Source organism: [Empedobacter] haloabium (assembly GCA_008011715.2).
In the GTDB taxonomy this organism is placed as follows: Bacteria; Pseudomonadota; Gammaproteobacteria; order Burkholderiales; family Burkholderiaceae_D; genus Rugamonas; species Rugamonas haloabia.
In genome coordinates, this window is the sequence record CP136508.1 from 791735 (window position 1) to 805357 (window position 13623).

The window sequence follows — 13623 nt, forward strand, 5'->3', positions numbered from 1 at the left end:
CCAGGCCCGGCCGCCCTGGCGCGGTCAGCGCGGCGCCGCCGCACACTCGGCGCTCCACGCCACCAGCTCGTTGCGCGACTTGCGCACGGCGACGCGGGCCGTGCCGCCGATATCGTTCTCGAACACCAGCACGGGCAAACCATTTTTCGCCCGGTCCAGCCCTGCCAGGCGGAAGCCGCGCGAGCGCACCGGCGCGCACTGCGTGTTCCCGGTCATCAGCAGGCGCGCATTGTTCAGCAGGGTGGGGTGCTGCTGGATCAGCACGAGGATATCCATCTCCGGCAGCGCCGCCAGCAGGCGCACCGGCGTCTCCGGCTGCGCAGCGCATTGCGGGCCGTGATGGACCCACACCAGCTGCTGGGATTCCCGTTCGCTCCAGCGCTTGGCCTTGGTATCGTAGTCGAACACGCCGCGCGGCTGGCGGCACAGCGGCAGCACCAGGCGCTGTGCCGCGCCATCCACGGTGGCCGTCACGCGGCGCTTCTTGCGCTCGCCCGTCACGGCGAACTGCGGCCGCAGCAGGCCGCCCGTGCTGGGGTGGGCCGCCGCGTAGTATTCGAAGAACGAGGCCTGTTCCTTGTCCGTGACGGCCGGCGCTGCCGTTGCCGTTATTGCCGCCGTCATCATCGCCATCGCCAGGCACTGGTTGCGCATCGATTCTCCACACTGTCGCGGCCGCGCCGCACGGTCGAAATTATAGGCGCTGTTGCGCTTTTCATATGGTGCGCTTTGCCGCATAATGGCGGCGCTGCCGGCGGGCCAACGCCGGCGGCACACGCTAGGGGTCCTGCGCATGGCGACATGCGCGGGTGAGAAATACCCTCCGAACCTGATCTGGATAATGCCAGCGAAGGGAAGCTTTTGGATCCGCCACACCCGAGGTGTAGGCGTATCCCGACTCCTTTGCTGGCTCCTGCAAGCCGCCAAGGAGCCAAAATGAACGCACCTCCGCATTTAAACCAGCCATTCCTCGCCAGCACCGCCGAGGTCGACAGCGCCGCCGTCGCACCGCTGCCCAATTCCCGCAAGATCTACGTGACCGGCAGCCGTCCGGATATCCGCGTGCCGATGCGCGAGATCACCCAGTCCGACACCTCCGCCTCGTTCGGCCACGAACCGAATCCGCCGATTTCCGTCTACGACACCTCCGGTCCGTACACCGACCCGGCAGCGACGATCGACATCCGCGCCGGCCTGGCGCCGCTGCGCGCGGCCTGGATCGCCGAACGGGGCGATACCGAGGAGATGGCCGGCCCCACGTCGGAATATGGGCAGGCGCGGCTGGCCGACGCTGCTCTGGCCGAGCTGCGCTTCGACCTGCACCGCAAGCCGCGCCGCGCGCGCGATGGCGCCTGCGTCACGCAGATGTACTATGCGCGCCGCGGCATCGTCACGCCGGAGATGGAATTCGTTGCCATCCGCGAGAACCTGCGCCGCCAGGAATACCTGGCCGAGTTGCGCAAGTCCGGCCCGCTGGGCGAACGCATGGCCGACCTGGTCGGCCGCCAGCACCCTGGCCAGTCGTTCGGCGCGTCGATTCCGGACATGATCACGCCCGAATTCGTGCGCGACGAGATCGCGCGCGGCCGCGCCATCATCCCCGCCAACATCAACCACCCGGAACTGGAGCCGATGATCATCGGCCGTAACTTCCTGGTGAAGGTCAACGCCAATATCGGCAACTCCGCCGTCACGTCGTCGATCGGCGAGGAGGTGGAAAAGATGACTTGGGCGATCCGCTGGGGCGGCGACACGGTGATGGACCTCTCCACGGGCAAGCATATCCACGAGACGCGCGAATGGATCGTGCGCAACAGCCCCGTACCCATCGGCACCGTGCCGATCTACCAGGCGCTGGAAAAGGTCCATGGCAAGGCCGAGGACCTGACCTGGGAAATCTTCCGCGACACGCTGATCGAACAGGCGGAGCAGGGCGTCGACTACTTCACGATCCACGCCGGCGTGCTGCTGCGCTACGTGCCGCTGACGGCCAAGCGCCTGACCGGCATCGTCTCGCGCGGCGGCTCGATCATGGCCAAGTGGTGCCTGGCGCACCACCAGGAAAACTTCCTGTACACGCACTTCGAAGACATCTGCGAAATCATGAAAGCGTACGACGTGTCGTTCAGCCTGGGCGACGGCCTGCGCCCCGGCTCGATCTACGACGCCAACGACGAAGCCCAGCTGGGCGAACTGAAGACGCTGGGCGAGCTGACCCAGATCGCCTGGAAGCACGACGTGCAGGTGATGATCGAAGGCCCGGGTCACGTGCCGATGCAGCTGATCAAGGAAAACATGGACCTGCAGCTGGAGCAGTGTGCGGAAGCGCCGTTCTACACGCTGGGTCCATTGACGACCGATATCGCGCCGGGCTACGACCACATCACGTCCGGCATCGGTGCCGCGCAGATCGGCTGGTACGGCACGGCGATGCTGTGCTACGTGACGCCGAAGGAGCACCTGGGCCTGCCCGACAAGAACGACGTCAAGGAAGGCATGATCACCTACAAGATCGCCGCCCACGCGGCCGACCTGGCCAAGGGCCATCCGGGCGCGCAGATCCGCGACAACGCGCTGTCCAAGGCGCGCTTCGAGTTCCGCTGGGAAGACCAGTTCAACCTGGGCCTGGACCCGGACCGCGCGCGCGCCTATCACGACGAGACGCTGCCGAAGGATTCGGCCAAGGTGGCGCACTTCTGCTCGATGTGCGGCCCGCATTTCTGCTCGATGAAGATCACGCAGGAAGTGCGCGACTACGCGGCCCAGGGCATGCAGGAAAAGGCCGTGGAGTTCGTGAAGAAGGGCGCGCAGCTGTACAGCAAGGCGTAAAGAAAATGATCGAGATCGAAGTCAATGGCGCGCCGCGCCAGGTCGAGCCGGGCCACACCCTGCACGATCTGGTGGTGGCGCTGCAATTGGACGGCCAGGCGCTGGCGCTGGCCGTCAACCGCGCCGTGGTGCCGCGCCAGCGCTGGCGCGAGGTGCAGCTGGCGGGCGCGGACCGGGTGGACATCGTGCGCGCCATCGGCGGCGGCTGAACAAGGAGAATATATGAGCGACAAAGATACGAACCTGCTGACCATCGCGGGCAAGCAGTACAACTCGCGCCTGCTGGTGGGCAGCGGCAAGTACAAGGACCTGGAGCAGACCCGCGCCGCCACCGATGCGGCGGGCGCGGAAATCGTCACGGTGGCGATCCGCCGCGTCAACATCGGCCAGGACCCCAACGCACCGAGCCTCCTGGACGTGCTGCCGCCGTCCGAGTACACCATCCTGCCGAATACGGCCGGCTGCTACAACGCGAAGGATGCCGTGTACACGCTGCAGCTGGCGCGCGAGCTGCTGAACGGCCACAAGCTGGTCAAGCTCGAAGTGCTGGGCGACGAGAAAACGCTGTTCCCCAACATGCCGGAAACGCTGGTGGCGGCGAAGGAGTTGGTCAAGGACGGTTTCGACGTGATGGTCTACTGCAGCGACGACCCGATCCAGGCGCGCATGCTGGAGGACATCGGCTGCGTGGCCGTGATGCCGCTGGCGTCCTTGATCGGTTCCGGCATGGGCATCCTGAATCCCTGGAACCTGTCGCTGATCATCGAGCAGGCGCGCGTGCCGGTGCTGGTCGATGCCGGCGTGGGCACCGCATCCGACGCCGCCATTGCGATGGAGCTGGGCTGCGACGGCGTGCTGATGAACACCGCCATCGCCGCCGCGCAGGACCCGGTGCGGATGGCGCGGGCGATGCGCCTGGCCGTGCTGGCGGGCCGCGAGGCCTACCTGGCCGGGCGCATGCCGCGCCGCTTTGCCGCGTCGCCGTCGTCGCCGATGGCCGGGCGCATCGCGGCATGACGATGCGCGCCTGCGTGCTGGTATTTGCCGGCTCCGATCCATCGGCCGGCGCCGGCATCGCCGCCGACGTGCAGGCCATCGCGGCGGTAGGGGCGCACCCGCTGGCCGTCGTGACGGCACTGACGGTGCAGGACCACAACCGTGTGCACGAGGTGATCCCGGTGGCGTCGGACGTGGTGACGCGCCAGGCGCAGGCGCTGGTGGCGGCATGCCGCATCGGCGCCGTCAAGATCGGCATTCCCGGCAGCGCGGACAACGCGCGCGCGATCGCCGGCGTTATCCTGGCATTGCGCGCGCGGCAGCCGTCGCTGCCCGTCGTGCTGGACCCGGTGCTGGCCAGCGGCCATGGCGACAGCCTCTCGCGCGGCAACGCGGTGGCCGCGCTGGCGCCTTTGCTGCCGCTGGCGACGGTGATCACGCCGAACGGTCCGGAAGGGGCGGCGCTGGCGGCTCATCATGGCAGCGGCGATCCAGACCATGCGGCGGGCCTGCGCGCGCTGGGCTGTGAACACGTGCTGGTCACGGGCGGGCACGGTGGCGGCGATGAAGTCGTCAACCGCTGGCAGGGGCCGGACCAGCGCCAGCACTGGTCGTGGCCGCGGCTGGCCGGCGAATTCCATGGCAGCGGCTGTACGTTGGCGTCCGCGCTGGCGGGCCTGCTGGCACAGGAAGTGCCGATGGCGCAGGCGCTGGCGCGGGCCCAGGCCTACACGCACGCGGCGCTGGCCAACGCCTATGCGATCGGACCCGGCCAGCGCATGCCGCTGCGCTGACCCCCATTCAAAAGGAACCCATATGAACACGAGATTTCGCGGCCTGTACCTGGTCACGCCCGACTGGGACGACACCGACCGGCTGCTGGCCGCCAGCGCCGAAGCCCTGGCGGCCGGCGCCGCGCTGCTGCAGTACCGCCACAAGTTCGCCTCGCCCGAGCTGCGCATCGAGCAGGCCACGGCGCTGCTGGCGCTGTGCCGGCGCCATGGCGTGCCCTTCATCGTCAACGACCACGTCGACCTGTGCCTGCGACTGGGCGCGGACGGCGTGCACGTCGGCGGGCTCGATGCCAGCGTCGCCGAGGTGCGTGCCGCCGTCGGCCCGGACCGGATCGTCGGCGCCTCCTGCTACGGCCAGTTGCCGCTGGCGCTCGATGCCCAGGCGGCCGGCGCCAGCTATGCCGCGTTCGGCGGTTTCTACCCGTCGCGCGTGAAGAAATACGCGGTGACGACGCAAGCCGCGATCATCGAGGACGCGCGCGCGGCCGGGCTCACATTGCCGACCGTCGTCATCGGCGGCATGACGCCGGAGAACGCGGCGCCGCTGGTGGCCGCCGGGGCGGACATGGTGGCGGCCATCAGCAGCGTCTACTTCGCCGACTACCGCGCCGGCGACGTGGCCGCGGCCGTGCAGGCGTTCACGGGGCTGTTCAACAACAGATAGGGGCTGGCGCCTTGTGCGATGCGCTATATAATCGGCCCATCACCATTGCCGAACTGCTCAGCCATGACTCCACAAGCGACCGCCAAACGCCTGATCCTGATCGTCGACGACGACCAGCTGCTGGCGGAATTCCTCAGCGTGATCCTGCAGAATGCAGGCTACGAGACCGTGCAGGCCCATTCGGCCGACCACGCCCTGAAGCTGGTGGCCGAGCGCGAGCCGGACATGGCGCTGCTGGACATCCACATGCCCGGCATGTCCGGCCTGGAGCTGGCCAAGCAGCTCAATCGCGAGACGTCGGTGCCGTTCATGTTCCTGTCCGGTCGCGGCGACGCCGATGCGGGCAAGCAGGCCGCCGCCTACGGCGCGGTGGGTTTCGTCGTGAAACCCGTGGACGAGAAGCACCTGATGCCGGCCTTCGAGGCGGGCCTGGCGCGGGCCGACGAGATCCGCCAACTGCGCCGCACGGAGCTGAACCTGAACGCCGCGCTGGCGGCCGGCCGCGAGACCAGCCTGGCCGTGGGCCTCCTGATGTGCAAGTTCCAGACCGACCGCAACACGGCCTTCGAGGTGCTGCGCGACCATGCCCGTTCCAGCCGCCGCAAGGTCAACGAAGTCGCCGACCAGTTGCTTACCGCGGAGGAAACATTGAACAGTCTGCATGCGGCTTTTTACGCACGGTCCAAAAAATAGGCTTTCCTTATTGCACTAAAAATGCGCTAAACTAGGTATGTTCGACGCGGCCCCTCCGCCGCGTCTTCCGACCAGCGGTCGCCCGTCCCCCGCGCCCGCGTCAAGCCCTTCGGCCCAGCTCCGCCGACCCGCATCCTGCAATCCACCGACCCCGCGCGAGCGGCGCACGATTTCAGGCCACTGCATTTTCCGGACCGCGGAGTCAGACCATGAACATGAACGATGCCCTGGAGGCCTGCAAGCCTCTGCTTCCCGCACCTCGCCTGCTGCACATCGATGCCGATGACACGACGGCCTTGATCCTTGCCACCCTCCTTGTCCCGGAAATCCAGGTCACCCGCGCCGGCTCGATGCTGGAAGCGGACGCGCTGCTGCGCCAGCACGAGTTCGCGCTGATCGTGCTCGATCCCGATTTGCCGGACGGCGATGGCCAGGTGCTGATTCGCGAGCTGCGCGAGCGCGGCGTGCACACCCCCGTGCTGCTGTACTCGGCCCGCCAGCCCAGCCTGCACCACCAGGCGCACGCCTTCCTGCCGAAACCCTGGACGTCGCCGCGGCAGTTGTGGCAGGCCACGTGCCGCTTGCTCGAAATCGATCTCGTCGCCAGATGACACCGGGACAGGCGCCGTTGCTGGGGGCTCCCGACCCCAGCAACGGCGCCTGTCCCCTGGGGCTTCTTTTGCTATCATGCCGCTTTATCACATCACTGGATATTGCGATGAAGACCAAGGCAGCAGTAGCATGGAAAGCGGGCGCCCCGCTGACGATCGAGGAAGTGGAACTGGGCGGACCGCGCGAAGGCGAGGTCCTGGTCGAGATCAAGGCCACCGGCATCTGCCACACCGATTACTACACCCTGTCCGGCGCCGACCCGGAAGGGATTTTCCCCGCCATCCTGGGCCATGAAGGCGCCGGCGTCGTCGTCGACGTCGGTCCCGGCGTGAAAAGCCTCAAGAAGGACGACCACGTCATCCCGCTGTACACGCCGGAATGCCGCCAGTGCAAATTCTGCCTGTCGCAGAAGACCAACCTGTGCCAGGCGATCCGCTCGACCCAGGGCCGCGGCCTGATGCCCGATGCGACCAGCCGCTTCTCCCTCGACGGCAAGCCGATCTACCACTACATGGGTACCTCGACGTTCTCGAACTACATCGTCGTGCCGGAAATCGCGCTGGCCAAGATCCGTGAGGATGCGCCGTTCGACAAGGTCTGCTACATCGGCTGCGGCGTCACCACGGGCGTGGGCGCCGTGCTGTTCACCGCCAAGGTGGAGGCCGGCGCCAACGTCGTGGTGTTCGGCCTGGGCGGCATCGGCCTGAACGTGATCCAGGCGGCGAAGATGGTCGGCGCGGACAAGATCATCGGCATCGACATCAATCCGGGCCGCGAAGCGATGGCGAAGAAGTTCGGCATGACGCACTTCATCAACCCGAACGACGTCGAGAACGTGGTCGACGCCATCATTCAGCTGACCGACGGCGGCGCCGACTACAGCTTCGAATGCGTCGGCAACACGACCCTGATGCGCCAGGCACTGGAGTGCTGCCACAAGGGCTGGGGCAAGTCGATCATCATCGGCGTGGCCGCCGCCGGCCAGGAAATCTCGACCCGCCCGTTCCAGCTGGTCACCGGCCGCGAATGGAAGGGCTCCGCGTTCGGCGGCGCCCGCGGCCGCACCGACGTGCCGAAGATCGTCGACTGGTACATGGACGGCAAGCTCAACATCGATGACCTGATCACGCACAAGCTGTCGCTCGAGCAGATCAACGAAGGCTTCGACCTGATGAAGAAGGGCGAGTCGATCCGCTCCGTCGTGATGTATTGATGACCTGCGGGGCGGCTTGGCCGCCCCGTTCCCACCGTCTGTCCCGCCCGTTGCGCGGTCCGTCGCAACGACCGTTCTCATTTCCTTCGCCCGTAGTAACTTGACATCGTCGCGCCACGCCTTCAACTAGACAAAAAGTTCTAGACAAGCTTTTCTAGATCGCATATTCTGCTTTCGACAATACGCTGTCCCACTTTGACGAGCCGCCGCCCATGACGAACCTGTTCGATACCCTGATACCCGCGATCGGCTGGTCGCTGCTGCATTTCGTCTGGCAAGGCCTGCTGGTGGGCTGGGCCGCGACACTGGCGCTGCATGCGCTGCGCAACCGTTCGGCGCAGGCCCGCTATGCCGTCGCCTGCGGGGCGCTGCTGCTGTGCGCCGCCGTGCCGCTGGCCAGCATCGCATGGCGGGTGCTGGAGGCGCAGGCGGCCGGCTACTCGGTGCCGGCCACAGCCGATCCGCTGCTGCTGGCGGTCGGCGGCGCGGCGGCGCCGCTGCCGGTGCTGCTGGACGGCGACGGCATGACGTCGCTGGAATACCTGCTGCGACGCCAGTTGCCGTCGCTGGTGCTGCTGTGGGCGGCGGGCGCGGCGCTGATGACGCTGCGCCTGTCGCTGGGGCTGCAGTGGGTGCGGCAGCGCACGCTGGCGGGACGCTTCACGCCGCACCCGGCCTGGCAGCGCCGCCTGGACGCGCTGGCGGAGCGCATGGGCCTGCGCCGTCCGGTGCTGCTGGGCGTATCGGGCGCCGACCTGGAAGGACCGATGACGGCGGGCTGCTGGCGTCCCATCGTGCTGGTGCCGGCGGCGCTGGTGACGGGCATGTCGCCGCACCTGCTGGAGGCGCTGCTGGCGCACGAGCTGGCGCACATTCGCCGCCACGACTACCTGGTCAACCTGGTGCAAAGCGCCATCGAGATCCTGTTGTTCTATCACCCCAGCGTCTGGCGGCTGTCGCAGCGCATCCGCGCCGAGCGCGAACAGATCGCCGACGACCTGGCGGCCGCGGCGCTGGGCGAGCCCCGGCGCCTGGCCCGGGCCTTGTCCGAACTGGACAAGTTCCAGTTCTCGACCAATCATTTCGCCCCCGCGGCGCAAGGAGGAGACCTCATGTCCCGAATCAAACGTCTGGTCCGGCCGGACACCCAACCCCTCAGCTGGAAAATGGCCGCGCCGCTGCTGGGCCTGTGCGCGGCCTGCATGATGCTGTATGCCCATGCGCGGCCGGTCAACGAGCCGGCGCTTGCGACGCCGGCGCACCGCCCCGCCACGGTCAAGCAAGCCGTCGCGGTGCCGGCGTTGCCCGCGCCCGATGCACCCGATGCACCCGATGCACCAGATGCGCCGGCAGCCCCCGCAGTACCGGCGGCACCGGGAGCAGCAGACGCGATCCCGGCACCGCCAGCTCCACCGGCCCCGCCAGCACCACCGGCGCCGCCAGCACCGCCAGCACCACCGGCGCGGATCGATACGGGCATGCGCTTTCACATCGGCGAGCGCGGGGATGGCTATGCGGTCGTGACACGCGGTGCCGGCCAGATTGTCTCGCTGCGCAATTTTGACGAGCGCCAGCTGGAGCGCATCAAGGCCACGCAGAAGGGGGATTTTGTCTGGTTCACGAAAGACGGCAAGGGCTATGTCGTCACCGACCCCGCCGTGGTGGACAAGGCGCGTGCGGCCTGGACGCCAGTGGAGCAGCTCGGCAAGAAAATCGAACGTCACGGTCAGGAAATGGAAGCGCTGGGGGCAAAGCTGGGCGCCGTCGGCGCGCAACTGGGCGAGCAGCATGCCGCGGCAGGGCGCGATTCGGTCGTGCGTGCGCTCGAGCGCAAGCTGCGCGAAAAGGAGCGCCGGATGGAACCGCTGGCCGCGCAGATGGAAAAGCTGGGCCGTGACATCGGGCGGGCGGAGGACGCGAAGGAACGCGACGCGATCGTCGCGCGCAGCATGGCGCTGCAGCGCCAGATGGTGCCGCTGCAAGCGGAAATGGACGGCATCGCCGCCAGCATCGCCGCGCAGCAGGGCATGATGCAGCCGGACGATGCCCGCATCAAGGCCCTGCGCGCGCAGATGCAGGCAATCCAGCGGCCGATGGGCGAGCTGGGCCGCAAGATGGGTGAACTGGGGCGCGACCAGGACATGGCCGGCCAGGCAGCGGAGCGCACGATGCGCAAGCTGCTGGACGAGGCGTTGCGGCGGGGGACGGCGGTGCCGGCAGGGTAGACCCATGGTGACAGATACCGTCTTAGCTCGCAAGCGGTTTCTGTAGATAGTTGGAGTCAAACGGCTGGCCCGAGCGGATGACACCATATATTTGGTGCACGAGCTTGCGCATGGCAGCGACGACGACTGCCATCTTGGCCATGCCATTTGCGCTAAGACGCTGCGCGAAGGCGGCGATCAGCGGGTTGTGTTTGATGGCCGTGATAGCAGGCATGTACATAGCGGTTCGCACTTCACCGCTACCCATGCGGCTTATCGTCGAGCGGCCCCTTACAGAGCTACCGGACTGACGCTGCTTCGGTGTCACCCCCAGATACGCTGCGAGCTTCTTCGCATCGGTAAAGCGCCGTATGTCGCCCACGCGACTGATCACCTTGGCCGCGGTAACGCGGCCAAGGCCTGGGATGGAAGTCATGAGGTCCACGTCTCGCTTGAGGCCAGGATGGCCGTCGATATGGTCATCAATCTCCTTTGCTAGCCGTTTGATCTCCTCGTCGAGGTAGGCGATAAGGTTTTTCGCGTTTGCCTGCATCGCCGTATCGCTCGCAAACGTATAGGCTTCGAGCCTGTTCTCCTCCTGCTGCCGCATATCCTTCATGGCCGCGACGCGGTCAGTCAACGATCGCAGATGCCGAAGCTCCGGCGATGGCGCCTCCCAGAGCGGAGGATGCATCGCTGCGCAGTAGCGTGCAATCACGCCAGCGTCGGCTCGGTCATTCTTGTTGCGCATGTTCTCGCACTGCCCGAATCCCTTCACGAGCGTCGGGTTGACCATACTTACCTTCAGTCCTAAGTCCGACAACCCCAGTGCGACGGGCTCGCTGTAGACCCCGGTGGACTCCATACAGGCATGAACGTCTTCGATGACGACACCCTGCTTACCTAGCCACGTCGCCAGTTCCGCGTAGCCCTTGCGCGAATTCTCTACAACTTTGTACTTCAACTTTCCGCCTGCCAGCAACGCTGCATCGAGCTTCTTTTTGCTGACATCAATCCCTACAACTGGCGAACCTACCACAATCATTTAACCGACCTCCCTCGTATGCAGGCTTGAAGCCTAAGATACCGTCCGGACTCTGAAATGATAAACAGGCAGAGGCACCACTCTGTCACACAGGCTTATGCGCCTCAGGCACCACCGATGTCTCTCTGCCTGGCCGTACACTCAGCTATATTCTGCCAAAGTTCGACGTGATCATCATACGAGGCACCGATTTACGGGTCTGCGACCCGCAAATCGGTGCCTGTCACCTCCGGGTTTCTAGCGTCCCAGCCGCTCCAGCTTCGCCACCGACAGATCCAGCACCTTCATTCCGGCGCTGCCGAAATTGATCTGCGCCCGGCAATTGCTGCCGCTGCCCTCGATATTGACGATGACGCCCTCGCCGAACTTGGCATGGGCCACCGACTCGCCGATGCGCCAGCCCGAGCCGCCTGCCTTGTTCTGCGCGATGCGCTGGGCGATGGCGTTGTCCGAGCCGCCGGACAATTGCGCATCCTCCCAGGTCGGCTTCTTGTTGGCGAACCAGTGGCTCTGCACCTTCGGCGACAGCCACTTCAAGGACTTCTCCGGCAGCTCGTCGAAGAAGCGCGACTTCATGTTGTAGCGGGTCTGGCCGTGCAGCATGCGCGTCTGCGAGAAGCACATGTACAGGCGCTTGCGCGCGCGCGTGATCGCCACGTACATCAGCCGGCGCTCTTCCTCCACGCCGCCTTCCTCCTTCGAACTGCTCTCGTGGGGGAACAGGCCTTCCTCCAGGCCCGTGATGAACACGTTGTCGAACTCCAACCCCTTGGCCGAGTGCACCGTCATCAGCTGCAGCGCTTCCTGGCCGGCCTGGGCCTGGTTGTCGCCCGCTTCCAGCGAGGCGTGCGCCAGGAACGCCGACAGCGGTGACATCACGGTCGCCAGCGGCGCGTCCGCATCGAGAATCTCGACGCCATCGGCGTTGACGATCGCGGCACCAGCCTGCGCCTCGGCCTGCGGGCCCATGTGCGCCGGCGCGCCCTGGCCGTAGCCTTCCTCGGACACGAACTGCGTGGCCGCGCTGACCATCTGTTCCAGGTTCTCGATGCGGTCGGCGCCTTCCTTCTCGGTGGCGTAATGCGCCAGCAGGCCCGAAGCTTCCAGCGTCACGCGCACTAGCTCGGGCAGCGCCATATGCTGCGTCTCGAAGCGCACGCCCTCGACCAGCTTGACGAAGCCGCCCAGCGCCGTGCCGGCCTTGCCGACCATGTAGGGCACTGCCGCGTACAGCGAGATGCCATACGTCTCGGCCGCGTTCTGCAACTGCTCCAGCGTGCGCGCACCGATACCGCGCGCCGGGAAGTTCACGACACGCAGGAACGCCGAGTCGTTGTGCGGGTTGTCCATCAGCTGCAGGTAGGCGATCGCGTGCTTGATCTCGGCGCGCTGGAAGTAGCGCAGGCCGCCATATACGTGATACGGGATGCCGGCCGAGAACAGCGCGTGCTCGATCACGCGCGACTGCGCGTTGGAGCGGTACAGCACGGCGATCTCGCTGCGCGACGCACCCTCGGCGATGAGGTTCTTCGCCTCCTCGATGATCCACTGCGCTTCCTGCAGGTCGGAACTGGCCTCGTAGACGCGCACCTGCTCGCCGTGGCCCGCGTCCGTGCGCAGGTTCTTGCCCAGGCGCCGGCTGTTGTTGGCGATCAGCATATTGGCCGCATCGAGGATGTGGCCGTGCGAGCGGTAGTTCTGTTCCAGCTTGATCAGGTTACGCACCTGGAATTCGGCCTCGAACGCCGCCATATTGCCCACGTTGGCGCCGCGGAAGGCGTAGATGCTCTGGTCGTCGTCGCCCACCGCGAACAGGGCGCCGCCCTGCTGCGCGCCGTGGCCGGCCATCAGCTTCAGCCAGTTGTATTGCAGGTTGTTGGTGTCCTGGAACTCGTCGACGAGGATGTGGCGGAAGCGCTGCTGGTAGTGCTCGCGCAGCGGCTGGTTGCGTGACAACAGCTCGTAGGTGCGCAGCAGCAGCTCGGCGAAATCGACCACGCCTTCGCGCTGGCACTGCTGGTCGTACAGGTCGTACAGCTCGACCAGCTTGCGCTCGATCGCGTCGTATGGCTCGATCTGCGTGGCGCGCAGGCCTTGCTCCTTGTGGTTGTTGATGAAGTACATCACCGTCTTGGGCGGGTACTTTTCGTCGTCCACGTTGTTTGCCTTGAGCAGGCGCTTGATCATCGACAGCTGGTCCTGCGAGTCGAGGATCTGGAACGACTGCGGCAGCGCCGCGTCGCGGTAGTGGGTGCGCAGCAGGCGATTGCACAGGCCGTGGAAAGTGCCGATCCACATGCCGCGTGTATTAATCGGCAACATTGCCGACAGGCGTGTCAGCATCTCCTTGGCTGCTTTGTTCGTGAACGTGACGGCCAGGATGCCGGCCGGCGATACCTGGCCGGTCTGGATCAGCCACGCGATGCGCGTGGTCAGCACGCGCGTCTTTCCCGAGCCGGCGCCCGCCAGGATCAGGGCGTTCTGCGGCGGCAGGGTGACGGCGGCAAGTTGTTCGGGATTGAGATTCAGGAGGAGATTTTGCATCCCCTCATTATACCGGTCGGGACCCGCGA

The 13623-nt window shown here is 66.3% G+C and carries 12 protein-coding genes and 1 riboswitch; of the genes, 9 read left to right on the plus strand and 3 right to left on the minus strand.

Features of this window, described 5'->3' with window-relative positions; all coding sequences use genetic code 11:
• Window positions 1-24: 24 nt before the first annotated feature.
• Window positions 25-654 (minus strand): hypothetical protein, encoded by a 630-nt coding sequence (locus E7V67_003530; GenBank protein WUR14186.1) that lies wholly within the window; start codon window positions 652-654, stop codon window positions 25-27.
• Between the two features lie 116 nt (window positions 655-770).
• Window positions 771-873: riboswitch (TPP riboswitch) on the plus strand.
• 63 nt (window positions 874-936) lie between these two features.
• Between E7V67_003530 and thiC the strand changes: the two genes are divergently transcribed.
• The 9 genes from thiC to E7V67_003575 all read left to right on the plus strand — a co-directional run bounded on the left by thiC (window position 937) and on the right by E7V67_003575 (window position 10026).
• Window positions 937-2829, plus strand: coding sequence for a phosphomethylpyrimidine synthase ThiC (gene thiC, locus E7V67_003535; GenBank protein ID WUR14187.1), 1893 nt, complete (start codon window positions 937-939; stop codon window positions 2827-2829).
• 5 nt (window positions 2830-2834) lie between these two features.
• A complete protein-coding gene (gene thiS, locus E7V67_003540; protein ID WUR14188.1) occupies window positions 2835-3038 on the plus strand; it encodes a sulfur carrier protein ThiS in 204 nt (67 codons plus the stop codon).
• Between the two features lie 13 nt (window positions 3039-3051).
• Window positions 3052-3846, plus strand: a complete 795-nt coding sequence (locus tag E7V67_003545) for a thiazole synthase (protein WUR14189.1) — start codon at window positions 3052-3054, stop codon at window positions 3844-3846.
• Between the two features lie 2 nt (window positions 3847-3848).
• Complete coding sequence (locus E7V67_003550; GenBank protein ID WUR16223.1) at window positions 3849-4619, plus strand: hydroxymethylpyrimidine/phosphomethylpyrimidine kinase; 771 nt, start codon at window positions 3849-3851, stop codon at window positions 4617-4619.
• Window positions 4620-4641: 22 nt separating this feature from the next.
• Window positions 4642-5283 carry a thiamine phosphate synthase gene (gene thiE, locus E7V67_003555; GenBank protein WUR14190.1) on the plus strand — a complete coding sequence of 214 codons (642 nt, stop codon included), beginning with the start codon at window positions 4642-4644 and terminating at the stop codon, window positions 5281-5283.
• 63 nt (window positions 5284-5346) lie between these two features.
• Entirely contained in the window at window positions 5347-5976 is a 630-nt protein-coding gene (locus E7V67_003560) for a response regulator (protein ID WUR14191.1), read from the plus strand.
• A 209-nt stretch (window positions 5977-6185) separates the two neighbouring features.
• The gene (locus E7V67_003565) at window positions 6186-6587 is read left to right on the plus strand and encodes a response regulator (GenBank protein WUR14192.1); all 402 of its coding nucleotides are present in this window, start codon (window positions 6186-6188) and stop codon (window positions 6585-6587) included.
• 107 nt (window positions 6588-6694) lie between these two features.
• On the plus strand, window positions 6695-7801 hold the full coding sequence (locus tag E7V67_003570; GenBank protein WUR14193.1) for an S-(hydroxymethyl)glutathione dehydrogenase/class III alcohol dehydrogenase: 1107 nt from the start codon (window positions 6695-6697) through the stop codon (window positions 7799-7801).
• A 212-nt stretch (window positions 7802-8013) separates the two neighbouring features.
• Window positions 8014-10026, plus strand: coding sequence for a M56 family metallopeptidase (locus E7V67_003575; protein WUR14194.1), 2013 nt, complete (start codon window positions 8014-8016; stop codon window positions 10024-10026).
• Between the two features lie 22 nt (window positions 10027-10048).
• Here the strand turns inward: E7V67_003575 and E7V67_003580 are convergent, their stop codons facing one another.
• Both E7V67_003580 and E7V67_003585 read right to left on the minus strand, forming a co-directional pair.
• The gene (locus E7V67_003580; protein WUR14195.1) at window positions 10049-11050 is read right to left on the minus strand and encodes an IS110 family transposase; all 1002 of its coding nucleotides are present in this window, start codon (window positions 11048-11050) and stop codon (window positions 10049-10051) included.
• A gap of 237 nt (window positions 11051-11287) precedes the next feature.
• Complete coding sequence (locus E7V67_003585; protein WUR14196.1) at window positions 11288-13594, minus strand: 3'-5' exonuclease; 2307 nt, start codon at window positions 13592-13594, stop codon at window positions 11288-11290.
• Window positions 13595-13623 lie beyond the last annotated feature (29 nt).

Coding starts and splice junctions, on each gene's coding strand:
- E7V67_003530 (WUR14186.1), bottom strand. CDS start 654: ATGCGCAACCAGTGCCTGGCGATGGCGATGATGACGGCGGCAATAACG.
- thiC (WUR14187.1), top strand. CDS start 937: ATGAACGCACCTCCGCATTTAAACCAGCCATTCCTCGCCAGCACCGCC.
- thiS (WUR14188.1), top strand. CDS start 2,835: ATGATCGAGATCGAAGTCAATGGCGCGCCGCGCCAGGTCGAGCCGGGC.
- E7V67_003545 (WUR14189.1), top strand. CDS start 3,052: ATGAGCGACAAAGATACGAACCTGCTGACCATCGCGGGCAAGCAGTAC.
- E7V67_003550 (WUR16223.1), top strand. CDS start 3,849: ATGCGCGCCTGCGTGCTGGTATTTGCCGGCTCCGATCCATCGGCCGGC.
- thiE (WUR14190.1), top strand. CDS start 4,642: ATGAACACGAGATTTCGCGGCCTGTACCTGGTCACGCCCGACTGGGAC.
- E7V67_003560 (WUR14191.1), top strand. CDS start 5,347: ATGACTCCACAAGCGACCGCCAAACGCCTGATCCTGATCGTCGACGAC.
- E7V67_003565 (WUR14192.1), top strand. CDS start 6,186: ATGAACATGAACGATGCCCTGGAGGCCTGCAAGCCTCTGCTTCCCGCA.
- E7V67_003570 (WUR14193.1), top strand. CDS start 6,695: ATGAAGACCAAGGCAGCAGTAGCATGGAAAGCGGGCGCCCCGCTGACG.
- E7V67_003575 (WUR14194.1), top strand. CDS start 8,014: ATGACGAACCTGTTCGATACCCTGATACCCGCGATCGGCTGGTCGCTG.
- E7V67_003580 (WUR14195.1), bottom strand. CDS start 11,050: ATGATTGTGGTAGGTTCGCCAGTTGTAGGGATTGATGTCAGCAAAAAG.
- E7V67_003585 (WUR14196.1), bottom strand. CDS start 13,594: ATGCAAAATCTCCTCCTGAATCTCAATCCCGAACAACTTGCCGCCGTC.